The following is a 26183-nucleotide window of genomic DNA, read 5'->3' as shown; positions in this document are numbered from 1 at the left end:
TGGAATAAGAGCAACTGCTGCGAAATCTACATCACGGTCTTGGCGACCAAGGGCGGGTACGGCATCCAGTTGCTCTGCCCCGACGTTCCGTTTTCGGGGCAGATGGAATAATACAAGGGCGGGTTAGCACGCAGTGCGTAACCCGCCGCACCGCAGCGGCTACGGTTCGCGGCGCCGGTATTTGAGTGTTGCGCCGGCGCCGTCGAACAGCAGCACCAGTTCCGCCAATTGCGGCCTGCCGTCGTTCCCCTTCGGCAAGCTCGCGGCGGGCGGATACTGGTACTGCCACACTTCGTAGCCGCTGTTGAAGCGCAGCGCGGCTGCTGGCTCCCCCAGCGCCGCGCGCGCCGCTTCTTTGCTGGCCACGCCGGGCGGCATCGCCGCATCCGGCTCCCCATCCATGTAATCGAAACTGAGCAGCGTGCCGTCCGGCCAGCTGCGGTCCCATATCGGCGCGTAGTAGCTGCGGTCGAGCAGCACCTGGCAGTCGCAGTAGGGCAGCGTGGCCTCGGTTTGCGTGCCGCCCGCGTACAAGGCGCGGAAGGGCAGCGCCGTCGTGCGGCCGCCCGCATGCAGCGTGACGCCGAACAGCGGCCTGGCGGCAAACTGCAGGTAGTTGCCGTCCGGCGCGGCGCACACCTTGTCCGCGTCGGCCAGCATGTCGGCCAGCCACGCGAACATGGCCGAGTTGTTCGACACCAGCCCCGACTCGATCCCCACCAGGCACTCCAGCCGCAGGTCGCCCAGCCGCCGCATGCCTTCGGGCACGCCGGCGCTGCGCACCAGGGCGCGCCAGGTCATGCTGCTGGTCCTGCGGTTGGCCAGCAGTGCGGCGTCCTCGCGCCAGGCTTGCGCGTTGCGTTCCAGGGTGAAGCTGTGGTCCGGCGCCAGGGGAACCGGCAGCGCGATGCTGTCGCCCACCACTTTCAGGGTGACGCCGTCGAGCTTCACGCCGGGCAGGCGCGGCAGCAGCTGGAAACGCAGCGAGGACTGCGGCGCCAGCGCGCGCGCCTGTTCATAGCGGTCCATGCCGCGCAACATCTTGCGGTAGGATTTGTCGACCGGCTCGCGGGTGCCGGAGACGCTTACCGTGGGCATGGGTGTGTCCGCCCCCGGCGCCTGCGCCAAGGCCAGCGCCGAGATCAGCGCCAGCGCGCCAGCCAGCGGCTTGCGGATGCGTTGCGTGTCCATCCCGCCATGGTACGCCGCTGCGCGGCAAGGCCACGCACCGCAGCGGTGCGCTATCCGCTATGATGTTGTTGTCTTGGCAAAATCATCAGCAAAGGAAGCTTGCATGTCCACTACCGTCACCCTGTCCCATGAAGGCCAGCCGCTGCGCAGCGTGTCATCCCTGCACGGTCCGCGCCCCTGGCCGCTGGTGGGCAATCTGCTGCAAGTGAGGGCGCTGAGCGTGCACCGCGACATCGAGCGCCTGTGCCAGCGCTACGGCACATTCTTCCCGCTGTATTTCGGCCGCACCGAGGTGCTGGTGGTGGCCGACCATGAAGCCGTGGCCGCCATCCTGCGCGAGCGCCCGGACGGCTTCCGCCGCCCCAGCGTGACGGCCAATGTGTCCGAGGAAATGGGCGGCTTGCCCGGCCTGTTCATGGCCGAGGGCAGCGAGTGGCGCAACCAGCGCCGCATGGTGATGCAGGGCTTTGCGCCGCACGCCATCAAGGCCTATTTCCCTTCGCTGGCCAAGGTGGCGCTGCGCCTGCGCAAGCGCTGGGACGGCGCGGCGCAGGCCGGGCGCGATATCGACCTGGCGGCGGACCTGAAGCGCTACACGGTGGACATCATCGCCGGCCTGGCCTTCGGCACCGACGTCAACACCATAGACGGCGGCGAGGACACCATACAGCGCCACCTGGACGACATCCTGCCCGCCATCGCGCGCCGCAGCATGGCGCTGTGGCCCTACTGGCGCTACTTCAAGCTGCCGCAGGACCGCCGCCTGGAGCGCTCGGTGGCCGCGCTGGCCAGCGCGGTGGACGAGCTGGTGGCCCAGGCCCGCGCGCGTCTGGCGGCCGACCCGTCGCGCGCGGCGCGCCCCGCCAATCTGCTGGAAGCCATGATCGCCGCCGCCGACCAGCCGGACAGCGGCGTGGACGACCGCGCCGTGGCCGGCAATGTCTCGACCATGCTGCTGGCGGGGGAAGACACCACGGCCAACACCATCGCCTGGTTGCTTTACCTGCTGCAGCGCCACCCGCAAGCCATGGAGAAGGCGCGCGCCGAAGTGCTGCTGCACGCGCCGGATGCATCCAGCTTCAGCATAGTCCAGATGGACGCGCTGGACTATCTGGACGCCTGCATCCAGGAAGCCATGCGCCTGAAGCCGGTGGCGCCCTTCCTGCCGGTGGAAGCGCTGCGCGATACGGCGGTGGCAGGGATAGAAGTGAAGGCGGGGGCGCTGGTGTGGTGCGTGCTGCGCCACCACACGGTGGAGGACAGCCATTTCCCGCGCGCCGCCGAATTCGACCCGCAGCGCTGGCTGCCGGACGCCGGCGGCGCCATCGCCGCCGACAAGAAAGTGGGCGCGCCTTTCGGCTCCGGCCCGCGCACCTGCCCGGGGCGCTATCTGGCGCTGCTGGAGATCAAGATCGCCATGGCGATGATACTGGCGCGCTACGACGTGCTGGCGGTGGACACGGCCGGCGGCGGGGAGGCCGGGGAGGTGATGGGCTTCGTCATGTCGCCCGAAAGCCTGACGCTGCGCCTGAAATTCCGTAGCTGAAAACTATTAAGCTCATCCATTCAATTGTTAAATTAAATTACCACTGTGACAATTGCATAGAATCTAACTTGTTGTTTGAAATATACTCCCTGACGACTAAAATGAAGCGCATCTTTGCCCACGCAAACGACCAGGGGAGTCCTACCATGAACAGCAAAACCATCCAAAATCAAGGTAAATATTTCGCAGCAGCCATTGCCGCGCTGACGCTGGCCGGTTGCGCCGGCACCGAGCCCAAGCTGGGCGGCGGCGGCACGGTCGCCACCGGCGCGGCCGGCGGCGCCAACGCCGCCAACGCCAGCTCGCAGCTGGAAAAATGCGACAAGACGCTGGGCACGCTGGGCGTGGTCGAAGACCAGTCCGCGCCGTGGTACCACGCGCTGTCGCAGTACAAGCTGGGCTCCACCGTGCCGGTGCTGCGCATGATGATCCAGCAGTCCAACTGCTTCGTGGTGGTGGAGCGCGGCGCCGCGCTGAAGAACATGAATATGGAGCGCGACATTCAGCAAAGCGGCGAGATGCGCGCCGGCAGCAACTTCGGCAAGGGCCAGATGGTGGCGGCCGACTACACCATGAGCCCCACCATCAACTTCAGCCAGAAAGGCACGTCCGGCATGGGCGGCGCGCTGGGCGGCTTTGGCCTGATCGGCAGCGTGGCCGGCATGGTGGCGGGCGGCATCAAGGCCAACGAGGCCTCGACCACCCTGCTGATGATAGACAACCGCTCCGGCGTGCAGCTGGCGGCGGCCGAGGGCAGCGCCAAGAACTTCGACTTCAATGTATTCGGCGGCGTGTTCGCGGGTGGCTTTGCAGGCGCCGGTGGCTATTCCAATACGCCTGAGGGTAAAATCCTGATCGCCGCCTTCATGGACTCGTACAACCAGCTCGTGAAAGCGGTGCGCAATTACAAGGCGCAGGAAGTAGCGGGCGGCCTGGGCACCGGCGGCGCGCTGGGCGTGCAGGGCGGCAGCACCCCGGCTTCGCAGCCGGCTGCGGCGCCGGCGTCCAAGACTCCTGCAAAGAAGGACACCAAGAAAAAATAAAGGATAGTGCATGCGTAAACTGCTTGCGGGAGGAGTGGCCATGCTGATCGCAGGCAGTGCCTGGGCGGCTCCGGTTCAGGAGGTGGGCGAACGCTATATGAAGCTGGTGCTGGCCGTGGGCCAGCACGACGCTTCCTACGTGGACGCTTATTACGGACCGGCGCAGCTGCAGGAGCAGGCTGCGAAGGAGAAGCTCAGCCTGGCCGCCATCCGCAGCGAGGCGGCGGCGGCGCGCAAGGCGCTGCCTGCGCCGGGCGCCGATCCAGACGAGGCGCTGCGCATCGCTTTCCTCGACAAGCAGCTGCAGTCCATGCTGATGCGCGTCGATATGCTGGGCGGGAAGAAGTTCAGCTTTGACGAAGAAACCGCCACCATGTACAACGCGGTGGCGCCGCAGCATGACCGCGCCTACTACCTGGAGCTGCAGGACCGCATCGGCAAGCTACTGGGCGGCGAAGGGCCGCTGGCCGCGCGCGTGCAGGCCTTCCGCGCCAAGGTGGAAATCCCCAAGGACAAGCTGCGCCCCGTGATGGAGGCGGCCATCCGCGCCTGCCGCGAGCGCACGGCCAAGTACATCACCATGCCTGCCGGCGAGAGCTTCGTGCTGGAGTTTGTGCAGAACCAGCCCTGGTCCGGCTACAACTGGTACAAGGGCGGCGCGCACAGCCTGATCCAGATCAATACCGAATTCCCGATTTATATCGACCGCGCGGTGGACCTGGGCTGCCATGAAGGCTACCCCGGCCACCACGTCTACAACGCGCTGCTGGAGCAGACCCTGATGAAGGGCAAGAACTGGCAGGAGTTCAGCGTGTACCCGCTGTATTCGCCGATGTCGCTGGTGGCCGAGGGCAGCGCCAACTACGGCATCCTGATGGCGTTCACGCCGCAGGAGCGGCTGGACTTCGAGCGCGGCGTGCTGTATCCGCTGGCTGGACTGGACCCGGCGCTGGCCGAAACCTATGCCGCGCTGACGCAGCTGTTCGGCAAGCTGGCCTACGCGGACAACGACGCCGCGCGCGCCTACCTGGACGGCAAGGCCACGCGCGCGCAGACGGTGGAGTGGCTGGTCAATGTGCTGCTGTATCCGCCGGAGAAGGCCGAGCAGCGCATCCGGTTCTACGACGCCAACCGGGGCTATGTGATCAATTACACCGTGGGCGCGGATCTGGTGGGCGAGTACGTCAAGCGCCACGCCACCTCGGCCGATCCGGAGACGGCGCGCGCGCAGCGCTGGACGGCCTTCCGCCAGCTGCTGTCGTCGCCGCGATTGGCGGACAGCTTGCGGTGAAATGGCGGGTTAGGCGCAGCCGTAACCCGCCATTGCTGAATCAATCGCCGGCGTTGACGTTGCCGATGCCGTTGACGGTCTTGTTGATATGGCGCGGCTTGCCGTAATACGTCAGGCTGCCCATGCCGTTCACCACGGCGTTGAGCGTATCGTGCGCGGTGACTTTCACATTGCCGATGCCGTTGAAATTGACGTCGGCGCGTTCGGTGTCCAGCGCCTTGGTATCCACCTCGCCCACGCCCTGCGCCTTCAGGCGCAGCAGCTTGACCTTGCCTTGCGCTTCGAAGCGGCCAGCGCCCTGGTAGCTCACGTCCAGGCGTTCGCCCGCCATATTCTTCAGTACCGTTTCACCCGCGCCTTCGCCGATGAATTTGGCCAGCGCCGGCACCGTGATCACCACGCGCGGATCGCCGGTGGTGCTGCTGCTGTTGCGTTCGCGGTTGTAGATCTTCAGCTCGCCGTTCACCACTTCCGTCACCAGGCTGCCGAGGAATTTCGGCGTGCCGGACACCTTCAGCGACTGGGTCTTGCCCGCCTCCACGACGATGCTGTAGGCGCCCTTGCTGTCGATGGCGGTGAACGGCTGCACGGTGCGCACCTGCTCGTCGGCATGGGCGGAGAAGGAGGCGGCGGCAAGCGTTGCAATGGCGGTCTGGATCAAAAGACGGTGCATGGTTTCCCCTGTTTTGTGTTGAGTAATTAGTAACGCCATTGTAGTGAGGGGCCGCGCCGCTGTGGTGGATTTTGCGACGAACTGCAAAATCGGCGGCCCCAATTGCAACATTACTTGCCGCTGCGGGGGGATAGGCATACCATGGGCGCGCCTCCACCGACCACAACGACTATGCGCAGCACGGCCGCTCCGAACCGACGCCTGTCCCGCCTTACCGTCCACCTTTGGCTGACGCTGGGGGTGTCGCTGCTGCTGGCGGTCAGTTTCGCGTTTTACGTGCGGGCGGAGAAAAAGATCGACGTGGCCAACGAGCAGCAGCAGCAAGCTGCTTTCCTGGCCAACCAGCTGCGCCAGTCATCCGACGAACTGACGCGCATGGCGCGCACCTATGTCGCCACCGGCGAGGTGCAATACCGGAGCCAGTTCGAGCAGATCATCTCGGTGCGGGAAGGCCGCTTGCCGCGCTTCGCCAAGGAACCGAACAACTATTGGGAAGTGCTGCCGGCCGACGCCGTCCAGGCCGGCCAGGGGGCGGGCGCCTTGCCCCTGATGGCGCTGATACGGCACGCCGGTTTCACGCAGCAGGAACTGGCCCTGCTGGAGCAGGCCAAGCTGCGCTCGGACGCGCTCACCGTCACCGAATTCGCCGCCATGCGCCTGGTGGACGCAGGCAAGCCATCTCCGGCGGCGGCGCGCGCGCAAGCCAGCGCCATGCTGCACGGCGAGGACTACCACCGCGCCAAGGATGGCATCCTCGCGCCCATCCGCCAGTTCTCGCAGCTGGCCGACCAGCGCACGCTGACCGTGGTGCAGCTCAGCGAGCAGCGCGCCTTCCAGCTGCGGCTGGTGTTCCTGTGCCTGGTGGCCATGCTGCTGGTGATGGTGTGGATGGCGCGCGGCGAGGTGCTGGCGGTGCTGGGCGGCTCGGTGCCGCAGCTGTACCGCCATATTTCCCGCCTGGGCAGCGGCGATTTTTCCGCCCCGCCGCCGGCCGCGCCGCGCGACAGCGTGCTGGGCTGGGTGGGCGAGACGCAGCAGCGCCTGGCGCAGGCGGACGCCGAGCGCAAGCAGGCCGAAGGCGAACTGGCGCAGTACCGCAGCGGGCTGGAGCAGCTGGTGGAGGAGCGCACGCAGGCGCTGGCGGCCGCGCTGGACCGGGCCGAGGCGGCCAGCCGCGCCAAGAGCGTGTTCCTGTCGAATATGAGCCACGAGCTGCGCACGCCGCTGAACGCGGTGATCGGTTTTTCCGAGCTGATGGGGCGCTCGCAGTCGCTCAGCGAGGACGAGCGCGAAAACCTGCGCTTTATCCACCACTCCGGCCAGCATCTGCTGACCTTGATCGACCAGGTGCTGGCGCTGTCGCGCACGGACGCCGACCCCGCGCGCCCGGCGGGCGGCCTGAGCGACGTGGAGCAGCTGGGCGCGCAGCCGGCAGCGGAGCCGGCCCCATCCGACGCCGCCGCCGTGCCGCCGGCCGAGGTGCAGGCGCTGGACCACGCCACTTACGAGGCGCTGTGCAACGCGGTCCAGCACCTGGACCGCAAGGGACTCAACGAGCTGCTGCTGCGCGTTGAACCATCGCATCCGGCGCTGGCGCGCAGCATAGAAACCATGGCCGAGCGGCTGGAATACCGCGAGCTGTGGGAAGCGCTGCAGCAGGCCCGCGGCGCGAACGCGCCGGCGAAGCAGGGCGCTTAAGCGCGGCGCCGGCGGCGGTGGAAGGCCAGCGCCGCCAGCGCGATGCCCGAGAGCAGCAGGCTGGACGGTTCGGGGACGCCGGCCGCCGGCGTGCTGCCATCCAGGCGGAAGGGCGTGCCGCCGTCGCGCAGGAACAGGTCGCCGCCGCTTTCATCGAGCTGCAGGTAGCTGCCCGCCGGGTCGCCGGTGTTGGCGGTGCGGAATTCGAGATCCAGTCCGTAGAAACTCAGCAGGTAGTTGCCGGCATCGAGCGTCACCGCGCCGACGTTGAAGTTCACATCGTAGAAGGTGGTGTAGGGATAGCTGATGATGGCGTTCGGCACGGCCGTGTAGTCGCCGGGATTGAGCGTGAGCTCGTAGATGGCGGCGCCTATGCCGTTGTTGCCCGGGTCTTGGTAGATGGTGAAGGTGAACGCGCCCAGGAAGGGGTCTTCCGTCAAGCCCATCTGGAAGAACACGCTGTTGATGGTGCGCGTGCCGGCCAGGCTGAAATCGTCCAGCACACGGCTCTGCGCCAGTGCGGTGGAGAAGTAGCCGCTGCGGGCGTCGTCCGCGCCCAGGCCGTTGTCGTAGATCACGTCCGCATGCGAGAGGGCGGAGCAGGCGGCGAGCAGCGCCGCGAGGAACAGGCGTTTCATGCTTAATCCCGGAAACATTTATAGTTGATGAATGTTAAGCAGGTTTCATGCCTGTTTATTGGCCGTAGGCAAATACGGTACGCAGCCGCGTTGCGCGGCCGGCACTGTAAAATTTTCCGACACTACTTCAGCGCGCCGAATACTTTGCCGATCAGCTTGCTGCCGGTGCCGATGGGGTCGTTGCGGATGGCTTTTTCCTCCTCGCCTATCATGGTGAACAGGCCGTCCAGCGCGCGCTCGGTCACGTAGTCCTCCACCGTGCCGGCCTGCGCCAGGCCCATTTTCGACACCTTGGCCATGGCGCCGTTGTACTTGGCCGAGAGGTTGGACTTGTCCGTCACCTTCTTCACGATGGGCAGGAACTTCACACCCAGCTGGGCCGAGGTCTTTTCGCGGAAGAACTGCGTGACCGAGGTGTCGCCGCCGCTCAGGATGTTTTTCGCGTCGGTCAGCGTCATGTTCTTGACCGCGTCCACCAGCAGCGGCTTGGCCAGCGGCACGGCGGCCTCGGCCGCATGGTTCATGGACACCACCAGGTCGTCGAGCTGCTGCGCGTGGCCCGTCATTTTCAGGATGGGGCGCGCCTGCTCCAGCACCTTGGGCAGCGGGATCTTCACCTTCTCGTTGTTGAGGAAGCCGTTCTCCGTGCCGAGCTTGCTCACGGCCGCGTTCGAGCCGCGTTCCAGCGCCGCTTTCAGGGCGCCGTTCACGTCCGTGCTGGACAGGTCGGCCAGCGAGACGGCCCAGGCGCTGGAGGCGGCCAGCAGCAGCGGCAGCGCGCGGTAGGCCAGACGGGATGGCATGCGGAAGGATGAAAACATGGCGGACTCGCAAGGTAAGGGCAGTAAGGCATGGTACGCCAAGCGCGCCGCGCGTGCCAGTCTTCAGCCCTCACCGGGCCCCGCGCCCAGCCCCCAGCCCCCAGCCCTCAGCCACGTCTCAGGCCTGCGCGCCGCCCTGCACGCTGCTCAGGTGGCGCGGCGCCTGGCGGCGGCCGGCCATCAGGCGCAGCTCCTTGCCCTGCTGCTCGGTGTGCTCGGTGAGCTTCTGTACTTCGCGCTCCAGCAGCTCCACCCGCAGCGCGTGCAGGTCCAGGCCGATCTGGCGCACCGCGAAGTCCAGGGCGGTGCATTCGTCCGGGCGGTAGCTCTCGCCGTTGGGCTTGGGGCCGAGCAGCACAAAGCCGTACAGCGTGCCGCGATGGCTCATGGGCAGGGCCAGCTGGCCGCCGCCGCCCAACTGCGGCGCCATTTCGGCGCGCAGCGCCACGGCGATGCTGTCGTCGGCGGCCATGCTGTCCGGCGCGCCGGCCAGCGTGCCGGCGGTGGCCGGTTCGTAGCGGCCGTCCGCCTGGCGCAGGTAGATGGCGCAGCCGGCCTGGCTGGTGAAGCGGTCCATGGCCTGGCGGCAGGAGTCGAGCAGGGCGTCCACGGTGGTGATATGGGCCGCCTGTTTCACGTAGTGCTGCAGCTTGTGTTCGTTGTCGTGCCACTGGTGGAAGAAGACGCGCTCGACCCAGCGCTCCACCCGGCCGTGCATATGGTGGAAGGCCAGGTAGACCGCCAGCGCGATCAGGCCGTCCAGCACCAGCGTCACGGTGGGGGCATCCGCATGGCCGCCGCCGTGCAGCAGCGAGGACGAGATCCGCTCCACCACGCCGAACACGCACAGCAGCAGCACGCTGACCACGCTGAAGATCAGCATGCGGCTGATGGCGAATTCGAAATGGAACACGCGGTGCTTGAGCACGGAATAGGCCAGGCCGATATACATCAGCAGCTGGCCGGCGAACATGGCCATCACGGTCCAGCGCATGCCCTGGTAGCCGCCGTCCAGCGCCGGCACCCACACCAGGATGGGCGGGATGGTTCCCAGCAGGAAGGACAGCAGCAGCCAGTAGTGGCGCTGGCGCATCTCGCCGCGCGACTGGCGCCAGCCGTCCACCATGCTCAGCATCCACAGCGATACGCCGAGCGCGATCACGATGCCGGTGCAGGGCAGCAGCAGCGGCGCCTCGTTGCCCAGGCCGAACCACAGCGCATAGGCGGCCGTGGCCAGGCACAGCGCGCGGTGCAGCGGCAGCAGCCGCCACAGCCAGCGCCGCAGCGGCGTGTCCGGGTATTGCTGGTAATGCAGGGCGAACAGCACGCCGCAGTACCACAGCATGGGAAACGCGGTGAGCTGGACCAGCTTGGCCAGGCCGAGGGCGGCCCCGGCCGGCAGGTAGTTGATGGTCATGTACAGCGTGAAGTTCTGCACGCAGAAGGCCATGGCCAGCGCGCGCTGCGAGCGGTTCTCGCCCTGCTTGATGCCGATCAGCACGGTAAACAGCAGCGCGGGCACGGCCAGCGCCAGGCGCGCGGCGTAGTCGAACGATTCGGCAAAGGGAACCGGGCTGGCGACCGCCGCCACAGTCAGATGCTTGGTTTGTGCCTGCGGGCCGGACTGGTACAGGGTCAGGCCTACGGGCTCGCCCACGGTGAAGCGGCGCCATCGGTTCTGCACGCGGTCGAACTGCACGCCGTCGCCCGCCTTGGCGCCGAAGGCCAGCAGCGGCGAGCCGGGATCGAGCTGGAGGATCTGCAGCCGGTGCGTGCCCTGGCTTTCCGGGTGCAGGCCGATGTGGTCGTTCAGGCTGGCGCCCAGCGTGCCTTGCTCCTGCGCGAGCGCCAGGGCGCGGAAGGCGCAGCTGGCGTCCATCACCAGCAGCAGCGCGGCGACGGCGCTCAGGGTGCAGATCAGCCATTTCCAGCTTGCGGTAGACAATCGAAAAGCAGCCATTTGAAGCTCCTGTTTGGTGCTCCTGCGCGATCACAGCTTGGACAAGATTTCGATTATAAATTGACAAGTTGCAAGGGCAAAGCGATTTTTGGTTGCAAGCCGCCGCAGTCGCGTTCCGGCAACGGGCGGATGACTCTATACTGCTTCGATCAGAAGAACGGAGGCCGCCATGCAATGGGAAACCCACGAGATCAGCAACCAGTCCGCCGAGCTGAAGGACTACAACCTCTACCTGACCGATCCGCTGCTGCAGGACGCGGTGCAGCGCGGCGGGGCCGGCTGGCATGCGCAGGCGCTGGCCGGACAGGGCGCGCTGCTGGGCAGCGAGGCGGTGATACGCATGGGCGAGCTGGCCAACCGCCACCCGCCCGAGCTGCATACGCATAGCCGCAGCGGCGAGCGCATCGACGTGGTGGAGTTCCATCCCAGCTGGCACGAGTTCCTGGCCATCACGCGCCGCCACGGCCTGGTGTCCCTGCCGTTCGCCGAGCAGCGCGCCGGCGCCTGGAGCGCCTATGCCGCCAGCCAGTACCTGCACAACCAGATCGAGGCCGGCTCCTTCTGCCCGGCCAGCATGACCTTCGCCTGCATCCCCGTGCTGCGGCAGGAGACGGCGCTGTACGCGCAGCTGCAGCCGCTGCTGTTCTCCCATGAGCACGACGCGCGCGACCTGCCGGCCGCCGCCAAGAAATCCATCATGGTCGGCATGGGCATGACGGAAAAGCAGGGCGGCACCGACGTGCGCAGCAACACCACGCGCGCCACCCACACCGGCGGTGTGCAGGGACGCGGCGGCGAGTACAGCCTCGTCGGCCACAAGTGGTTCTTCTCGGCGCCCATGTGCGACGCCCACCTGGTGCTGGCCCGCACCGACGCCGGCCTGTCCTGCTTCTACGTGCCGCGCTGGCGGCCGGACGGCAGCAAGAATCCCATCCACATCCAGCGCCTGAAGGACAAGCTGGGCAACCGCTCCAACTCCAGCAGCGAAGTGGAGTTCCACGGCGCCTGGGGTGTGATGGTGGGGGAGGAGGGACGCGGCATCCCCACCATTATCGAGATGGCCACCAACACCCGGCTGCACAACAGCATCTCCAGCGCCGCCTTCATGCGCCAGGCGCTGGTGCAGGCGCTGAACCACGCGCGCCAGCGCAAGGCCTTCGGCCGCACCCTGGCCGAGCAGCCGCTGATGCGCTCCGTGCTGGCCGACATGGCGCTGGAAAGCGAGGCGGCGCTACGCGTGTCCATGCAGCTGGCGCAGGCCTTCGGCGAGGCGGGCAGCGATAGGGAAACCGCGCAGGCGTGGAAGCGCATCGTCACGCCCTCCGCCAAGTTCTGGATCTGCAAGCGCGCGGTCGAGCTGGCCGGCGAGGCGATGGAAGTCTTCGGCGGCAACGGCTACGTGGAGGGCGGCCCAATGGCGCGCCTGTTCCGCGAAGCGCCTGTCAATTCGATCTGGGAAGGTTCGGGCAATGTGATGTGCCTGGACGTGCTGCGCGCCATTGCGCGCCATCCGGACAGCATGCAGCTGCTGCTGGACGACCTGCAGCGCCGGGCCGGGGACGAGGTGCGCCTGCGCAGTGAAATCGCCGCCCTGCGCGACGCGCTGCGCCAGCCGCCTGAGCAGCTGGAAGCCGGCGCCCGCCGCTACACGCAGAAACTGATGCTGGCCGCGCAGGCGGTGCTGATGCGCGAACAGGCCGCCCCCGCCAGCGCCGAGGCTTTCCTGGCCAGCCGCTACGACGGCGAATGGGGCCGCGTGTTCGGCGCCCTGGACGGACGCGCCGACTGCGGCGCCGTGCTGGCGCAGGCCTGGCCCGGCGGAATTTAACAAGGTGCACGTGATCCCTGAACCGGGTTCGCTGGCGCTGGCAGGCGCCGCCATCCTGGCTCTGGCGGCCGCGCGCCGCCGCAAGGCACTGCGCGCCTGACCGCGCCTGGCCTGCGCCTGCGTCCGGGTCTGCACGACCTGCGCGCAGGCGCTACACTTGCGTCTTTCCCAGACGGAGGTGCATATGCCGGACCCTATCGAATTCCCCATCGCCCAGCGCTGGCCCGCCCAGCATCCTGACCGCATCCAGCTGTATTCGCTGCCCACGCCGAACGGCGTGAAGGTGTCCATCATGCTGGAGGAAACCGGCCTGGCCTACGAGCCGCACCTGGTCGACATCACCAAGGACGAAAGTAACACGCCCGAGTTCAAGTCGCTCAACCCCAACGGCAAAATCCCCGCCATCATCGACCCCGACGGCCCGGGCGGCAAGCCGCTGGCGCTGTTCGAGTCGGGCGCCATCCTGCTCTACCTGGCAGAGAAAACCGGCCAGTTCCTGCCGGCCGATCCGGCCGAGCGCTATGAAACCATCCAGTGGGTGTTCTTCCAGATGGCCGCCATCGGCCCGATGTTCGGCCAGGTGGGCTTCTTCCACAAATTCGCCGGCCGCGAGTACGAGGACAAGCGCCCGCTGCAGCGTTACGTGAACGAGTCCAAGCGCCTGCTGGCGGTGCTGGAAACGCGGCTGGAAGGGCGCGATTGGATCATGGGCGACAGCTATACCATTGCCGACATCGCCATGTTAGGCTGGGTGCGCAACCTGGTCGGCTTCTACGGCGCGGGCGAGCTGGTGGACTATGCCAGCCTGTCGCGCGTGCCGGCCTGGCTGGAACGCTGCCTGGCGCGGCCCGCGGTGCAGCGCGGCCTGGACATTCCGAAGCGCCCGCAGAACTGATAACAACAACCAAGGACGACAGAGTGCAAAAACCTAGCTCGATACTGGCGGCCGGCCTGCTGGCCCTGGCGGCTGCGGCCGCGCATGCGCAGGACGCGAACAGCGTGCGCGCCGATAAAAACATGATCAAGGCCCACCTCAGCTTCCTGGCCGACGACCTGCTGGAAGGCCGCGAAACGGGCAGCCGGGGCTACGACATCGCGGCCCACTATGTCACCACGCAGTTCCTGCAATACGGCCTGGCGCCCAAGGGCGACAAGGGCGGCTTCCTGCAGCGGGTGCCGCTGCGCGCCACACGCCTGGTGCAGGAGTCGCCGCTGCTGGAGCTGAGCGGCAAGGGCGGCACGGAAAAGCTGGCCTACCTGGACGACTACATGACCGGCGGCAGTTTGCTGGAAGACCAGTCGGCCGCCGCCGCGCCGCTGGTGTTCGCGGGCTATGGCATCGAGGCGGACCGCCTCAAGCACCACGACTACGCGGGCCTGGACGTGAAGGGCAAGATCGTCGTGGTCCTCGCCGGCAAGCCGCGCAGCTTCCCCACCGAAGAGGGTGCGCACTTCAGCAGCAGCGAGCAGAAGCGCGAGCTGGCCGCGCGCCACGGCGCCGTGGGCATGATCACCATTCCCACGCCGGCCTCGGAAAAAGCCTTCCCCTTCGCGCGGGCCAAGGAATACCGCTACATCCCCACCATGGCCTGGGTGGACGGCAAGGGCGTGGCGGCGCACCAGCAGCCCACGCTGCAAAACCGCTACACACTGAGCATGCCGGCCGCGCACAAGCTGTTCGCGCAGTCGAAGATGAAGTTGGATAGCATCTATGAACTGGTGGCGGCCGAGAAGCCGCTGCCGCGCGGCGAGCTGGACCTGTCGGCGCGCATGGCCTCGCAAAGCACGCGCAGCGACCTGGCCAGCAGCAATGTGGTGGGCATGATAGAGGGCAGCGACCCCAAGCTGAAACATGAATACGTGGTGTTCAGCGCCCACCTGGACCACCTGGGCCAGGTGAAGGAAAAGAGCGGCGACAATATCTTCAACGGCGCCATGGACAACGCCTCCGGCGTGGCCACGCTGATCGAAACGGCGCGCCTGTTCAGCCAGGGCCAGGTCAAGCCGAAACGCTCCATCCTGTTCGTGGCCGTGACCGGCGAGGAGAAGGGCCTGCTGGGCGCTGATTACTTCGCCAGCAACCCCACGGTGCCGGCCCGCGCCATCGTGGCCAACGTCAATCTCGACATGCCGCTGCTGACCTTCGACTTCAAGAACGTGATGGCCTTCGGCGCCGAGCATTCCAGCCTGAAGGGCAATCTGCAGCGCGCGCTGAAACCGATGAACCTGGAGCTGATTCCGGACCCGTGGCCGGAGCAGGGCCTGTTCACCCGTTCCGACCACTATATGTTCGTGCGCCAGGGCATTCCGTCCATCTTCCTGGCCACCGGCATGGCGTCGTTCCAGAAAGGCGAGGATGGCGCCAAGCAGTGGGAGCACTTCCTGAGCACCAACTACCACCAGCCCTCGGACGACCTGAACCTGCCCTTTAATTTCGACGCCGCTGCGCGCTTTGCGCAGCTCAATTACAACATCGCGCTGGAGATCGCCAACGCGGCCGAAAAGCCCACCTGGAACAAGGGTGACTTCTTCGGCGACACATTTAGGAAATGATATGACCTACGAAGAGTATCTCGACGAAGTGACCACCTTGATCGTCGAGAAATATAACCTTTCGGACGCTGCCGCCATCAAATTGGTAGTAGCGGCCCAGGACGCCGAGTTCTTCGTCAAGCATGACGACGACAAGGCCCTGCGCAATCTCGACCAGGCGCACAAAGACGCAAAAACCCTGTACACATCGGCTTCCGCAGCCGCTGCGCCGGTCCGCAAGCCGCGCCGCTGATCCTTCCGGGCCGCCGTCCGGCGGCCCAACTCCCTCTCGCCGTCAAGCGAAAAAAATAAAGTGGTATCGTCCGCCGCGCGGACGGGCCACGTCCCATGTTACACACAATTCCAACCAAGTATCACAAGTGTTTCATGGAATGTTGTATTCGAGTTCACATGATTGGAAAGCGTGGACGCGTGGAAATGTTACATATACATTCAATCTTGGTAAGCCCGCCACAAGCGACGATGTACCCAAAAACACCGTTACAAGAGAGAAGATCCATGAAGAAAAGTTTCCCATTTGCAGTGTTGATGTTGTCCGCCAGCCCGTATATTTTGGCGGAAGAAGTCCAGCCAGCCGCCGCGCCCGTCGCTGCGGAGCAGACGGCGGACGATATTCAGAAAGTGGTCATCGTATCGACCGGCAGCCGTGGCGCGCAGCGCACCCTGGTCGACACCCCGGTACCGATCGACATCCTGAGCGCCCGCGAGCTGACCAAGACCGGCCAGTCCACGCTGGACAAATCGCTGCAGTTCCGCGTGCCCTCGTTCAACACCGTGCAGACCCCGGTGAACGACGCCACCTCGCTGCTCGATCCGTATGAGATCCGCAATATGGGCCCCAGCCGCGTGCTGATCCTGATCAACGGCAAGCGCAAGAACTCCAGCTCCCTGATCTACACCCAGACCTCGCCCGGCCGTGGCGAAAGCGGCGCCGATATTTCCGCCATTCCGACCGACGCCATCAAGCGCATCGAAGTGCTGCGCGACGGCGCGTCCGCCCAGTACGGCTCGGACGCCATCGCCGGCGTGGTCAACATCATCCTGAAAGACGCCTCCGAAGGCGGCTCCATCACTGCGCGCGGCGGCATCACCCACGAGAGCGACGGCGAAATGGGCGGCCTGAGCCTGAACAAGGGCATCGCGCTGGGCGACCAGGGCTTCGTCAACTTCACGCTGGACGTGTCCAAGACCAAGCTGTCCAACCGTCCCGGCATCGTCGATGCGCGCGGCGACGCAAGCGACTTCGGCGCCACCATCAAGGACGTGCAGGCCTTCCTGGCCATCAAGCCGGACGCCGGCAACATCAACGGCGCGCCCGCCACCGAGGCCGCCAAGGCCCTGGTCAACAGCCGCTACGACCTGGCCGACGGCGTTTCGCTGTACGGCAACGCGGCCTATGTGCACAAGAAAATCGACAGCTTCGCGAACTACCGCACGCCGTACTGGCGTCCGACCGACTACGGCCTGCTGCACGCGTCCGGCACGCCTTACCTGGGCTATGTGCCCAGCTTTATCGGCAAGCTGGACGACTACAACGCCACCGGCGGCGTGAAGTTCCCGCTCGGCGGCTGGAACGCCGACGTGAGCCTGACCTACGGCGGCAACGAGCAGGAATACGGCGTCAGCAATTCGATCAACCGGGGCATGGCGGCGGACTTCGCCTCCGGCGCCAGCAAGGTGCAGTCGCCCACCAGCTTCGCTGCGGGCGGCGTGAAGTTCGAGCACTACGTGTTCAACGGCGACGTGTCCAAGCAGATCACACCGACCGTCAGCGCCTACGCGGGTACCGAGCTGCGCCATGAGAAATACCAGGTGCTGGCGGGCGAGGAAGCGTCCTATATCAAGGGCGGCGCCGACTCCTACGCCGGCAACGATCCGATCAACTCCTTCCCTTCGTCGCGCTCGAATTATGGCGTGTACGGCGGCGCCACCTGGGACATTAGCGACAAGTGGCTGATCGACGGCACCGGCCGCTACGAAAAATATACCGACTTCGGCAGCGCCTTCGTCTGGAAGGCTTCGAGCCGCTTCAAGGTCAGCGACAGCATCACGCTGCGCGGTTCCGCCTCCACCGGCTTCCGCGCACCTTCGCTGGCGCAGACGTTCACGCAAAAGGCACAATATTCCTTCGTGGCCGGGGCCGGCATCCAGGTCTCGGGTCTGGTGAACAACGTTTCTCCTGAAGCGGCTGCCCTGACTGTGCCCAAGCTGACGGCGGAGAAGTCGAACAATATTACGGTAGGCCTGGGTCTGAAGCCCGACAACGACACCTCGATCACCATCGACTACTACCATATCAAGGTCAAAGACCGCATCGTTCTTGGCAAGGAAATCAAGCCGGTTTGCACTCCGCCAACTGGTACGGTGACGCCAGCTATGACTGCCGCCTACAATGCCTGCGTCGCGGCGAGTCCTCTGGACAAGGTGATGGTGCCGAAGGGTCTGGTATCGCTCAGCTTCTTCGTCAACGCACTGACGAGCATCACCTCGGGCATCGACTATGTGGTCTCGCGCAAAAACATCCCGTTCGCGGATGGCAAGCTGACGCTTAATCTGTCGGGCAACTACTCGCTGAAAAACGAGCGCGACGGCGCGGTCAACAATCCTAGCCTGGTGGCCAACGCTGGCCAGTCGGTGCTGGACGCCACGCAGGAAGCGCTGATGTTCACCTCGCGTCCGAAGTTCAAGACCATCATCGGTGCCGACTGGGACTACAAGGACGTCAACCTGTCGCTGAACAACACGGTGTTCGGCCCGACCTACTTCCACCAGGCCGGCCTGGATTCCAACCTGGAGACGGCCTTCAAGACCAAGACCGTGACCGACTTCGCGCTGAACTACAACCTGAACAAGTCCACCACCTTGTCGTTCAACGTGAACAATATGTTCAACGTGACGCCGAAATGGCGCATCCGCGCCATGAACGCCGCCGGCCAGCAAATCCTGGACAGCACCGCGCGCGACGCCTACGGCATGACGCCGGCTGAAGTGCAGAGCAATCTGATCACCTTCAACGGCCGTTACTCCATGGTGACCTACGACGGTTCGCAGTTCAGCCAGCTCGGCCGCAGCTTCGCCGCTTCGCTGAACTACCGCTTCTAAGCCTTCAGCAGCTTAGGGTGGCTTGGGGCGGGTTAGGCGGCATGCGCCGCTAACCCGCCCTTTTTTATTTGACATGGCGCTGCTCGCGGCTTATATTCCAATAAGGTTATATAAGAAAGCGACCCATGCAAACCGATACGCTCAACCGCGCCTTCGCCGCCCTGGCCGACCCGACGCGGCGCGCCATCCTGGCCCGGCTGGCGTCCGGCGAAGCCACCGTCAACGAGCTGGCCGAGCCGTTCGCGCTGACGCAGCCGGCCGTTTCCAAGCACATCAAAGTACTCGAACAGGCCGGGCTGGTGTCGCGCAGCCGCCTGGCGCAGACGCGGCCGTGCAAGCTGGAAGCGGCGCGGCTGAAAGACGTGTCGGACTGGCTGGAAACTTACCGGGGCATGTGGGAAGACCGCCTGGACCGGCTAGGCGATTACCTCAACTCAACGGAAGGGAATAAAAAATGACGCAAGCATTCACCATCTCACGCCAGTATCCGCAGCCGCTGGCCAAGGTATGGCAGGCGTGGACCGAGGCCGAGCGCCTGCAGCAGTGGTGGGGGCCGCAGGGCTGCAAGCTGGAAGTGAAGCGGCTGGAATTCCGGCCGGGCGGCTTCTTCCACTACGCCATGCTGTTCGCCGGCATGCCCGCCATGTGGGGCCGCTTCAACTACCGCGAGATCGTGCCGCAGGAACGTATCGTGTGGCTGAATTCCTTCGCCAACGAGCATTGCGGCATTGCGCGTGCGCCCTTCAGCGAAGCGTGCCCGCTGGAGATAGAAAACACGGTGACGTTCAGCGAGCGGGACGGCGTCACCACGGTGTCGCTGAGCGCCATCCCCTTCGGCGAAACCGCCGCCGAATACCAGTTCTTCGACGAACTGCGCCCTTCGATGCAGCAGGGCTACGGCGGCACGCTGGACCAGCTGGAAGCCCATCTGCGCGCCTGAGAACCAATGGCTCTGGCAGCTCAGGCGGCGCAGCCTGCTCAGGCCGCTGCGCGCGGCTCGCCCAGGTAGGCGCCGCGCGGCGCGCCCAGGCCCTGCTTGACCTGCTTGGAAATCTCGTCGGTCAGCACTTCGTCTTCGCCCGCTTCCAGCGCGGTGACAATGGCGTGGGCGATGTCCGCCGGGGCCGATTTAGGCGCGTCCAGGCCGTGCGTCATGTCGGTGTCCATATAGCCCATGTGGGCCGCCAGCACCTGGGTGTTCTGCTCGCGCAGTTCGCCGCGCAGGCCGTTGGTCAGCGCCCAGGCGGCGGACTTGGATACGCTGTAGGTACCCGAGCTGGCGAAGCTGAGCCAGCTCAGCGCGGACAGCACATTGACGATGGCGCCGCCGCCGTTGGCTTTCAGCGCGGGAGCAAACGCCACGCTCAGCGCCATGGGGCCGAAGAAATTGGTTTCCAGCTCCCTGCGCACTGCATCGGCCGAGCCTGGCGTGGTGATGTCCGAACCGGTGAAGATGCCGGCGTTGTTGATCAGGATGGTGAGGTCGGGAATCGCCTGCACCGCCGCGGCGATGTCGGCCTCGCTGGTCACGTCCAGCTTGATCGGCGTCACGCCGGGCAGGGTGACGGAGGCGGGGTTGCGCGCGGCGGCATACACTTTGCGCGCGCCGGCGGCCAGCGCCGCTTTGGCCAGGGCCAGGCCGAGGCCGCGATTGGCGCCGGTCACGAGTACTACGGAGTCTTTGAAGTTCATGATGATTTCCTTTGGTTGATGGTCAATATGACCGGTCGTCTTAAAAGTGATTCAAAAAAAACGGCGTCCTTTTGGGAGTGCGCCGTCAACGCAAAATACGGGTCAGTACAGTGTGCAAGAACCTGTCCAGCGGGGCCTGGCTTTGCTCGGCCTTGGAGCGCAGCACCGCGCCTTGCCAGGAGTCCACGATAAAGTTGGCCATTTCCAGCGCCGGCTGCCCGGCGCTGATATTGCCTGTGCGCTGGCCTTCGGCAATCAGGCCAGCCATCATTTCGGTCCAGTCCGCGAACTCCTTGTGCAGGGCCTGGCGCGCTGCCGGGATCTGGTTCGACAGTTCGGTGCTGAAATTGCCCAGCAGGCAGCCGCAGTTGAAATCGTTCTCGGCATTGGCTGCAATCAAGGCCTCGAAATACTGCTGCAGCCTCGCCAGCGGCGGCAGGGCGGTGTTGTGCAGCACTTCGCCCAGCTCGGCCGCCTGCTCCGCATAACGGCGCAGCACTTCCAGTCCCAGCGCATCCTTGCTGGCGAAGTGGTTGTAGAACGAGCCTTTCGGTACACCGGCCGCGTCCGTAATATCCTGGACGCTGGTCGCATTGAACCCCTTGCTGTGCAGCAGGTTCAAGCTGGTGGCGACGATTTGCTCTTTAACGTTGGGCTTGGGCATGGCTATAATATGACCGGTCGGCTTAAAAAAATCAAGCATTATTTTTGGGACAGGGGAAGACGGCCTGTTTGACGCATATCAAAGCCGCGTGGGTGGGAATTGCTAGACTGAACTTCTGATTGGAGTTTGGAGGAGACGATCAGGCATAGCGTACACAGAGACGCTACTACCGGCGCCGGCGGTCGGGAAATATACCGGCACCAACAAGAAAAACCAAAAAAAACCCGCGAGTGCAGTGCGCTCGCGGGTTTTTTATATTTTATTTACGCTTGCTGGCGCTGCGGTCGCGGATAGGACGGAACTCGGAGCCTGCGCCCCAGTTCGGCCAGTCCTTGGAGTCGGCCAGGTCGCGGCCCACGGTGTACAGCAGTTCCAGGTCGCGCGCCATGCCGGTGAACGGCCACTGCGCGCTCCACTCGTCCGAAGGCTGGTGGTAGTTGTTGGTGTTGTACGCTTCCTCGGCGGCCTTGCCTGCCGCCAGGCCGCCGTCTATCCAGTCTTGGCCGGAACCGATGGAGAACGCCGGCACGCCGCGCTTGGCCATGGAGAAGTGGTCGGAGCGGAAGAAGTGGCCCGCTTCCGGCTTGGGATCCGGCGTGTACGCCATGTTCCAGCGCTTGGCTTTTTCTATGGTCTGGTCGATCAGTTCCAGCTTGGCGCTGCCGGAAATGGTGAAGTTGCGCGCAGGGCCTTGCGGGCTCAGGGCGTCCATATTGATCACGCCTGCGGTCAGCTCCAGCGGGTACAGCGGGTAGGCGCCGTAGTATTCCGAACCCAGCAGGCCTTTTTCCTCGGCCGTCACGGCCAGGAACACCACGCTGCGCTTGGGCGCAGGCAGCTTGCCGTACACGCGCGCCAGTTCCAGCAGCGCGGCGATGCCGGTGGCGTTGTCCACCGCGCCGTTGTAGATCTTGTCGCCTTTGGCGTCCGGCAGGCCCACGCCCAGGTGGTCCCAGTGGCCGCTGTAGATCACGGTCTGCTGCGGGCGCTCGCTGCCCGGCAGCAGGGCGGCGACGTTTTTCGATTTGATCACCTGCGTGTCCACCGCGTAATGCGCGGACAGGCTCAGGCCCGTCAGCGGCAGCGGCTTGAAGCCGCGCGTTTGCGCTTGCTTCTTGGCCGCCTCGAAATCCAGGCCGGCGCGCTTGAACAGGTCCACGACGACGTCGCGCTGTATCCAGGCCTCCATCGGCGCGTGCGCCTTGGCCGGCTGCTTGCGCACGATGTCGTACATGGTGTTGGTATTGGAGTTCTTCACCGTGGCCCAGCCGTAGGAGGCCGGCGCGGTTTCGTGCACGATGATGGTGCCCAGCGCGCCGCGGCGCGCCATCTCTTCATACTTGTAGGTCCAGCGGCCGTAGTAGGTCATGGCCTTGCCGCCGAAATCGCCCTCGCCGGTTTCGAAGTCCGGGTCGTTGATCAGCACCACCGCCAGCTTGCCCTTCAGGTCCAGGCCTTTGAAGTCGTCCCATTTGCGCTCCGGCGCGGTCACGCCGTAGCCGACGAAGACCAGCGGCGCCTTGTCGAAGTCCACGCGCTTGGCGCCGTTCATGGCGGCGCGCACGGCCATCTGCTCGCCTTGCAGGAAGGGCTGGCTGCCCTTGGCGTCGTTCAGTGTCAGCGTGACCGGACCCTGGATTTCAAAGCGGCCCAGCGGTACTTCCTGGGTCCAGCTGCGCTGGCCTTTGACCAGGTCGCCGCCCGGCTTCATGCCGGCTGCCTTGAACTGCTCGATCAGGTAGTCCACGGTTTTGACTTCGCCTGCGGTGTTCGGGCCACGGCCCTCGAATTCGTCCGACGACAATACTTTAACGTCCTGCGACAGGCGCTGCGGATCGAACTTGGGCGTATCGGTGGCCTGCGCCGCAGCTGCGGATAGCAGCAGGGTGGCTAGCATGGCGTGTTTCACTGTGAACCTCCTTGGGTAATGGATAGGCAAAAACGCTGCAAGTATCGGCCTAATCCCGGCGGAGGTCAACGGCGGCTCTGGCGGGTTAGCGCAAAGCGCGTAACCCGCCATGCCTTAGAGCCGCGTGTCGTAGCGCTTGCCCGCGATGGTGACGCCGCTGAGCGTCACATTGCGCGCGTTGTGCACGAACCAGGGCTCGGCGGCGCGCGGCGTGCCGAAGTCGCAGCGGGTGATGGTCACGTTAGCCAGCGGCAGCAGCGGCACGCCCGCCGGGCCGTTGTAGCTGTGCGCCACGGGGCCGAGCAGCACGAAGGCCTGGTAGCAGGAATACGCGCCGTCCTCGGTCTGCACATTGGCCACGCGCACGTCCGAAATGTGGATGTCCGATACCTCCGGCGGCCGCGTGCGCACGCTGTCGAAGGCGGGCGTGTAGTCGCAGTCGATGGTGATGATGGCGCCGCCGCTGGTGGCCACCGTCTTGGGTGCGATCACGCCGCCCGGTATCGGCGTGTAGAAGCCCGGCTTGGTGCGCACGCCGTTTGCCAGCGTGACCTGGCGCACGTAGAAGTGGCGCAGGAAGCCGCCCCGGTTCATATTCGTCTTCATGCGGATAGCGGTGCCGAGCGGATCGGTGGCCCAGTGCATATTGCGCACGTCCAGGTTCTGCGCGTAGACGTGCTCAATGCCGGCCGCCATTTCGCTGCCCAGTGTGATGGCGCCGTGGCCGGTGTTCATGATGCTGTTCTGGATCACCATGTCGCGCGTCGGGCCGTACTGCACGTCGGTGTTCTTGCCCGCCTTGATGGCGATGCAGTCGTCGCCGGTGTTGAACAGGCAGCCGTCCACCAGTATCGTGTCGCAGGATTCCGGGTCGAAGCCGTCCGAATTCGGCCCCATGCTTTCCATGCGTACTTTCTTGATATGCACGTTGCGGCAGTTGACCGGGTGGTGCTGCCAGAACGGCGTGTTCACCACCTGGTAGCCCTGCATCAGCACGTCCGTGCAGCCGACGAATTCAATCATGCAGGGCCGCAGGTAGTGGCCCGCGCCGAACACGCGCTGCTCGGCGGGCACGCGCGCTTCGGACAGCGCGGGCAGGTATTTCTCGTCGCTGCGCCAGTCGGCGTGGCTGCCTTTGATGAGGGCGAGTTCGGCCGGCGTGAGCTGCGGCGCGAGCGCGGACAGCGAGGCCGGATTGGCTTCGTTGACCACGCCCTGGCGCGCGGTGGCGCCGGCCGGCTTGTTGCGCCAGGCCCAGTTCCACCAGCCGTCCGCTCCGCCGTCCTCGAAGGGCACGTTGCCCTGGCCGTTCAGGATGCTGGTCCAGTCCTCGCCGGTGATGGCGATATTGTTCTGGTTGCGGGCGTAGACCATGGGTGAGTAGTTCAGGCAGTCGTTGCCCTGCCAGCGCGACAGCACCAGTTTGCCGTTCGGGCCGCAGTCGAATTCGCCGTGGCGCGCGTAGTCGGCCGGGTTGGCGCTGAAGTGCACGCGCGCGCCTGCCGCCAGGTGTACGTTGACGTTGGAGCGCAGCACGATGGGGCCTTTGCAGTACCAGTCGCCGGCGGGGATCAGCACGCGGCCGCCGCCGGCCTGGCTGGCGGCGGCGATCGCCGCGCGGATGGCGGGATGGCTGTCCGGCGAACCGGGCGCGGGCACCAGCTGGGTGGCGGCCGGTGTGCCGTGCGCGCCCGCCAGCGGCTTTGCCTCGGCCATCGGGCAGGGGCGGGCGCCGTGCGCGGTGATGACGAAGTCGCGCGCCGGGAAGGACAGCGGCTTGGCGAATTTGGCGGCGATGCGCTCGGCGCGCGTCCAGGGATTCACCGCTGCGTTTTCTGCGGCCATGGCCGGCGCGCCTGCGGCCAGTGCTGCGGCCGATGCGCCCTTCAGCAAAGCGCGGCGGCGCTGGTCGATGGCGTGGTGTTCAGTGTGTTTCATGCTGCGTGATCCTTAGCGGGTGAGGCGGAAATAGTCGACGTCGAGGTAGCCTGCGCTGGCGGGGCCTGCACTGAACAGGCCCACTTGCGCGCCCACCCAGTGTCCTTTGGTGGCGGAGAACGGCGCGCCGGCGGCGAGGTAGTCCTTGCCGTCCACGCTGTAGAGGAACTGCGCCTGCGCGCCTTCCGCCATCACCATGCGCAGCGACAGCGCGGATGGCGCCTGCGCCAGCAGCACCTTGCTCTGTTCCTTGCAGCGCGGGGCGAACGGCGTGCAGGTGGTGTAGACCAGCTGCGTGTCCGCGCCCAGCTTGCGCAGGCCCAGCCACGCGTAGCTCATGCCGTTCAGGATAAGGCCGGCCTGGCCGCCCTCGGCGGCGCCGTTCAGTTCCACGCGGGTGTCCACGGTGAAGGCTGCAGCGGGCAGCTTTTGCGCCAGGATGTTGGGCGCGGCGCGCACATAGCCGTCCGCCTGCGGCGCGGCCAGCACCGGCAGGCGCAGATAGCCGGGCCGCGCGGCCAATGAGTACCAGCCCTCTTGCGGATTGGCGTTCCACTGCCACTGCAAGCCCAGCGCCGGGCCGCTGAATTCGTCGCTGGTGGCCGGCACTTTGACCGGCTGGCGGGCCACCGGCTTGCGGTAGCTGGCCACCGGATTGCCTACGCCGGGCTTGGCGCCGGGCTGGCCGATCAGCGGCCAGCCATCGGTCCACGCCATGGGCTGCAGATGCACCACGCGGCCGTAGGCTTTGCGGTCCTGGAAATGCAGGAACCAGTCCTTGCCGTCCTGCGCGCGCACCCACGCGCCCTGGTGCGGGCCGTTGACGGGGGAGCTGCCCTGGTCCATCACTACGCGGTCCTCATACGGCCCTTCGATGCTGCGCGAACGGAACACCGCCTGCCAGCCTTCCTCCACGCCGCCGGCCGGCGCGAACACGTAGTACCAGCCGTCCTGCTTGTAGAACTTGGGGCCTTCCAGCGTGCGGTAACCGGGCAGCTTGTTGCCGTCGATGACGACCTTGCCCTGCGGGTCCAGCACGCGCTGGCCGTCCGGCGACATGGGGTGCAGCGTGAGCACGTTGTTGAAGCCGGCGCGGCTCTTGGCCCAGCCGTGCAGCAGCCAGGCCTTGCCGTCCTCGTCCCACAGCGGCGTGGGGTCGATCAGGCCGCGCCCCGGCATCAGCAGGTGCGGTTCGCTCCACGGGCCGCGGAAATCGGTGGCGGTCATGACGTAGATGCCGAAGTCCGGGTCCGGGTAGAAGATCCAGAATTTGCCGTCGTGGTAGCGCAGGCAGGGCGCCCACACGCCCGCGCCGTGGCGCGGCACCGCGAAATGCGCTGCGGGTACTTGTTTGGGCAGGGCGTGTCCCACCAGTTCCCAGTTCACCAGGTCCTTCGACTGCAGCAGCGGCAGGCCGGGCGCGCTGTTGAAGCTGGACGAGGTCATATAGTAGGTGTCGCCGACGCGCACCGCGTCCGGGTCCGAATAGTCGGCGTTGAGCACCGGATTCTGGTAGTTGCCGTTGCCCAGATCGGCAACCCAGGGTTCGGTGGCGTGCGCAGTGTTCAGTGTGGCGAGTAGTGCGCAAATCAGGAATGGTTTCATGGCGTCGCTTTTAACTGGTCTGGCCGATAAT

General features: G+C 65.8%; 22 protein-coding genes. 12 read left to right on the top strand and 10 right to left on the bottom strand.

Annotation, left to right across the window (positions count from 1 at the left end; all coding sequences use genetic code 11):
* Nucleotides 1–159: 159 nt before the first annotated feature.
* A complete protein-coding gene (locus tag GTP77_RS21390; protein WP_228894750.1) occupies nt 160–1191 on the bottom strand; it encodes a hypothetical protein in 1032 nt (343 codons plus the stop codon).
* A gap of 103 nt (nt 1192–1294) precedes the next feature.
* Here GTP77_RS21390 and GTP77_RS21385 point away from each other — a divergent pair, with 103 nt between their 5' ends.
* The 3 genes from GTP77_RS21385 to GTP77_RS21375 all read left to right on the top strand — a co-directional run bounded on the left by GTP77_RS21385 (nt 1295) and on the right by GTP77_RS21375 (nt 5071).
* Nucleotides 1295–2737 (top strand): cytochrome P450, encoded by a 1443-nt coding sequence (locus GTP77_RS21385; RefSeq protein WP_161074174.1) that lies wholly within the window; start codon nt 1295–1297, stop codon nt 2735–2737.
* Between the two features lie 146 nt (nt 2738–2883).
* Nucleotides 2884–3780 carry a CsgG/HfaB family protein gene (locus tag GTP77_RS21380; RefSeq protein ID WP_161074173.1) on the top strand — a complete coding sequence of 299 codons (897 nt, stop codon included), beginning with the start codon at nt 2884–2886 and terminating at the stop codon, nt 3778–3780.
* Between the two features lie 10 nt (nt 3781–3790).
* Complete coding sequence (locus GTP77_RS21375; RefSeq protein WP_161074172.1) at nt 3791–5071, top strand: hypothetical protein; 1281 nt, start codon at nt 3791–3793, stop codon at nt 5069–5071.
* Nucleotides 5072–5111: 40 nt separating this feature from the next.
* Here the strand turns inward: GTP77_RS21375 and GTP77_RS21370 are convergent, their stop codons facing one another.
* Nucleotides 5112–5744 carry a GIN domain-containing protein gene (locus GTP77_RS21370; protein WP_161074171.1) on the bottom strand — a complete coding sequence of 211 codons (633 nt, stop codon included), beginning with the start codon at nt 5742–5744 and terminating at the stop codon, nt 5112–5114.
* Between the two features lie 141 nt (nt 5745–5885).
* Here GTP77_RS21370 and GTP77_RS31085 point away from each other — a divergent pair, with 141 nt between their 5' ends.
* Entirely contained in the window at nt 5886–7442 is a 1557-nt protein-coding gene (locus tag GTP77_RS31085) for a sensor histidine kinase (RefSeq protein WP_187358791.1), read from the top strand.
* On the opposite strand, the gene GTP77_RS21360 is transcribed toward GTP77_RS31085, so the two are convergent.
* The 3 genes from GTP77_RS21360 to GTP77_RS21350 all read right to left on the bottom strand — a co-directional run bounded on the left by GTP77_RS21360 (nt 7439) and on the right by GTP77_RS21350 (nt 10861).
* Nucleotides 7439–8080, bottom strand: a complete 642-nt coding sequence (locus tag GTP77_RS21360) for a PEP-CTERM sorting domain-containing protein (RefSeq protein ID WP_161074170.1) — start codon at nt 8078–8080, stop codon at nt 7439–7441. The genes GTP77_RS31085 and GTP77_RS21360 overlap by 4 nt on opposite strands.
* A 122-nt stretch (nt 8081–8202) precedes the next feature.
* Nucleotides 8203–8901 (bottom strand): DUF4197 domain-containing protein, encoded by a 699-nt coding sequence (locus GTP77_RS21355; protein ID WP_161074169.1) that lies wholly within the window; start codon nt 8899–8901, stop codon nt 8203–8205.
* A 118-nt stretch (nt 8902–9019) separates the two neighbouring features.
* On the bottom strand, nt 9020–10861 hold the full coding sequence (locus tag GTP77_RS21350; RefSeq protein ID WP_161074168.1) for a hypothetical protein: 1842 nt from the start codon (nt 10859–10861) through the stop codon (nt 9020–9022).
* A 169-nt stretch (nt 10862–11030) separates the two neighbouring features.
* Here GTP77_RS21350 and GTP77_RS21345 point away from each other — a divergent pair, with 169 nt between their 5' ends.
* The 8 genes from GTP77_RS21345 (at nt 11031) to GTP77_RS21310 (ending at nt 19284) form a co-directional block, all read left to right on the top strand.
* Entirely contained in the window at nt 11031–12689 is a 1659-nt protein-coding gene (locus tag GTP77_RS21345; RefSeq protein WP_161074167.1) for an acyl-CoA dehydrogenase family protein, read from the top strand.
* A gap of 4 nt (nt 12690–12693) precedes the next feature.
* Nucleotides 12694–12789, top strand: coding sequence for a PEP-CTERM sorting domain-containing protein (locus tag GTP77_RS21340; protein WP_161074166.1), 96 nt, complete (start codon nt 12694–12696; stop codon nt 12787–12789).
* Nucleotides 12790–12873: 84 nt separating this feature from the next.
* Nucleotides 12874–13584, top strand: a complete 711-nt coding sequence (locus tag GTP77_RS21335; RefSeq protein ID WP_161074165.1) for a glutathione S-transferase N-terminal domain-containing protein — start codon at nt 12874–12876, stop codon at nt 13582–13584.
* 23 nt (nt 13585–13607) lie between these two features.
* On the top strand, nt 13608–15242 hold the full coding sequence (locus tag GTP77_RS21330) for a M28 family peptidase (protein ID WP_223149376.1): 1635 nt from the start codon (nt 13608–13610) through the stop codon (nt 15240–15242).
* A gap of 1 nt (nt 15243) precedes the next feature.
* Nucleotides 15244–15474: a hypothetical protein gene (locus tag GTP77_RS21325; RefSeq protein WP_161074164.1), complete on the top strand. Its 231-nt coding sequence runs from the start codon at nt 15244–15246 to the stop codon at nt 15472–15474.
* Between the two features lie 296 nt (nt 15475–15770).
* The gene (locus tag GTP77_RS21320; protein WP_228894759.1) at nt 15771–18344 is read left to right on the top strand and encodes a TonB-dependent receptor plug domain-containing protein; all 2574 of its coding nucleotides are present in this window, start codon (nt 15771–15773) and stop codon (nt 18342–18344) included.
* A gap of 125 nt (nt 18345–18469) precedes the next feature.
* A complete protein-coding gene (locus tag GTP77_RS21315; RefSeq protein ID WP_161074162.1) occupies nt 18470–18802 on the top strand; it encodes an ArsR/SmtB family transcription factor in 333 nt (110 codons plus the stop codon).
* A complete protein-coding gene (locus GTP77_RS21310; protein WP_161074161.1) occupies nt 18799–19284 on the top strand; it encodes an SRPBCC family protein in 486 nt (161 codons plus the stop codon). The genes GTP77_RS21315 and GTP77_RS21310 overlap by 4 nt, the downstream gene beginning before the upstream one ends.
* A gap of 38 nt (nt 19285–19322) precedes the next feature.
* On the opposite strand, the gene GTP77_RS21305 is transcribed toward GTP77_RS21310, so the two are convergent.
* The 5 genes from GTP77_RS21305 to GTP77_RS21285 all read right to left on the bottom strand — a co-directional run bounded on the left by GTP77_RS21305 (nt 19323) and on the right by GTP77_RS21285 (nt 26152).
* Nucleotides 19323–20036, bottom strand: coding sequence for an SDR family oxidoreductase (locus GTP77_RS21305; RefSeq protein ID WP_161074160.1), 714 nt, complete (start codon nt 20034–20036; stop codon nt 19323–19325).
* 85 nt (nt 20037–20121) lie between these two features.
* The gene (locus GTP77_RS21300; RefSeq protein WP_161074159.1) at nt 20122–20700 is read right to left on the bottom strand and encodes a TetR/AcrR family transcriptional regulator; all 579 of its coding nucleotides are present in this window, start codon (nt 20698–20700) and stop codon (nt 20122–20124) included.
* 259 nt (nt 20701–20959) lie between these two features.
* Nucleotides 20960–22597 (bottom strand): M28 family metallopeptidase, encoded by a 1638-nt coding sequence (locus tag GTP77_RS21295; protein WP_187358790.1) that lies wholly within the window; start codon nt 22595–22597, stop codon nt 20960–20962.
* Between the two features lie 126 nt (nt 22598–22723).
* The gene (locus GTP77_RS21290) at nt 22724–24547 is read right to left on the bottom strand and encodes a glycoside hydrolase family 28 protein (RefSeq protein WP_161074157.1); all 1824 of its coding nucleotides are present in this window, start codon (nt 24545–24547) and stop codon (nt 22724–22726) included.
* Between the two features lie 12 nt (nt 24548–24559).
* Nucleotides 24560–26152 carry a glycoside hydrolase family 43 protein gene (locus tag GTP77_RS21285; RefSeq protein WP_161074156.1) on the bottom strand — a complete coding sequence of 531 codons (1593 nt, stop codon included), beginning with the start codon at nt 26150–26152 and terminating at the stop codon, nt 24560–24562.
* Between the last annotated feature and the right edge of the window lie 31 nt (nt 26153–26183).

This window comes from Pseudoduganella aquatica (assembly GCF_009857595.1).
In the GTDB taxonomy this organism is placed as follows: Bacteria; Pseudomonadota; Gammaproteobacteria; order Burkholderiales; family Burkholderiaceae_D; genus Rugamonas; species Rugamonas aquatica_A.
Note: the sequence above shows the minus strand (reverse complement) of the source record. Positions and strands in the feature narration are given on the sequence as shown.

What these genes read in the sequence shown, in the direction of transcription:
- GTP77_RS21390 (WP_228894750.1), bottom strand. Translation starts at nt 1,191, where the DNA reads ATGGACACGCAACGCATCCGCAAGCCGCTGGCTGGCGCGCTGGCGCTG.
- GTP77_RS21385 (WP_161074174.1), top strand. Translation starts at nt 1,295, where the DNA reads ATGTCCACTACCGTCACCCTGTCCCATGAAGGCCAGCCGCTGCGCAGC.
- GTP77_RS21380 (WP_161074173.1), top strand. Translation starts at nt 2,884, where the DNA reads ATGAACAGCAAAACCATCCAAAATCAAGGTAAATATTTCGCAGCAGCC.
- GTP77_RS21375 (WP_161074172.1), top strand. Translation starts at nt 3,791, where the DNA reads ATGCGTAAACTGCTTGCGGGAGGAGTGGCCATGCTGATCGCAGGCAGT.
- GTP77_RS21370 (WP_161074171.1), bottom strand. Translation starts at nt 5,744, where the DNA reads ATGCACCGTCTTTTGATCCAGACCGCCATTGCAACGCTTGCCGCCGCC.
- GTP77_RS31085 (WP_187358791.1), top strand. Translation starts at nt 5,886, where the DNA reads ATGGGCGCGCCTCCACCGACCACAACGACTATGCGCAGCACGGCCGCT.
- GTP77_RS21360 (WP_161074170.1), bottom strand. Translation starts at nt 8,080, where the DNA reads ATGAAACGCCTGTTCCTCGCGGCGCTGCTCGCCGCCTGCTCCGCCCTC.
- GTP77_RS21355 (WP_161074169.1), bottom strand. Translation starts at nt 8,901, where the DNA reads ATGTTTTCATCCTTCCGCATGCCATCCCGTCTGGCCTACCGCGCGCTG.
- GTP77_RS21350 (WP_161074168.1), bottom strand. Translation starts at nt 10,861, where the DNA reads ATGGCTGCTTTTCGATTGTCTACCGCAAGCTGGAAATGGCTGATCTGC.
- GTP77_RS21345 (WP_161074167.1), top strand. Translation starts at nt 11,031, where the DNA reads ATGCAATGGGAAACCCACGAGATCAGCAACCAGTCCGCCGAGCTGAAG.
- GTP77_RS21335 (WP_161074165.1), top strand. Translation starts at nt 12,874, where the DNA reads ATGCCGGACCCTATCGAATTCCCCATCGCCCAGCGCTGGCCCGCCCAG.
- GTP77_RS21325 (WP_161074164.1), top strand. Translation starts at nt 15,244, where the DNA reads ATGACCTACGAAGAGTATCTCGACGAAGTGACCACCTTGATCGTCGAG.
- GTP77_RS21320 (WP_228894759.1), top strand. Translation starts at nt 15,771, where the DNA reads ATGTTGTCCGCCAGCCCGTATATTTTGGCGGAAGAAGTCCAGCCAGCC.
- GTP77_RS21315 (WP_161074162.1), top strand. Translation starts at nt 18,470, where the DNA reads ATGCAAACCGATACGCTCAACCGCGCCTTCGCCGCCCTGGCCGACCCG.
- GTP77_RS21310 (WP_161074161.1), top strand. Translation starts at nt 18,799, where the DNA reads ATGACGCAAGCATTCACCATCTCACGCCAGTATCCGCAGCCGCTGGCC.
- GTP77_RS21305 (WP_161074160.1), bottom strand. Translation starts at nt 20,036, where the DNA reads ATGAACTTCAAAGACTCCGTAGTACTCGTGACCGGCGCCAATCGCGGC.
- GTP77_RS21300 (WP_161074159.1), bottom strand. Translation starts at nt 20,700, where the DNA reads ATGCCCAAGCCCAACGTTAAAGAGCAAATCGTCGCCACCAGCTTGAAC.
- GTP77_RS21295 (WP_187358790.1), bottom strand. Translation starts at nt 22,597, where the DNA reads ATGCTAGCCACCCTGCTGCTATCCGCAGCTGCGGCGCAGGCCACCGAT.
- GTP77_RS21290 (WP_161074157.1), bottom strand. Translation starts at nt 24,547, where the DNA reads ATGAAACACACTGAACACCACGCCATCGACCAGCGCCGCCGCGCTTTG.
- GTP77_RS21285 (WP_161074156.1), bottom strand. Translation starts at nt 26,152, where the DNA reads ATGAAACCATTCCTGATTTGCGCACTACTCGCCACACTGAACACTGCG.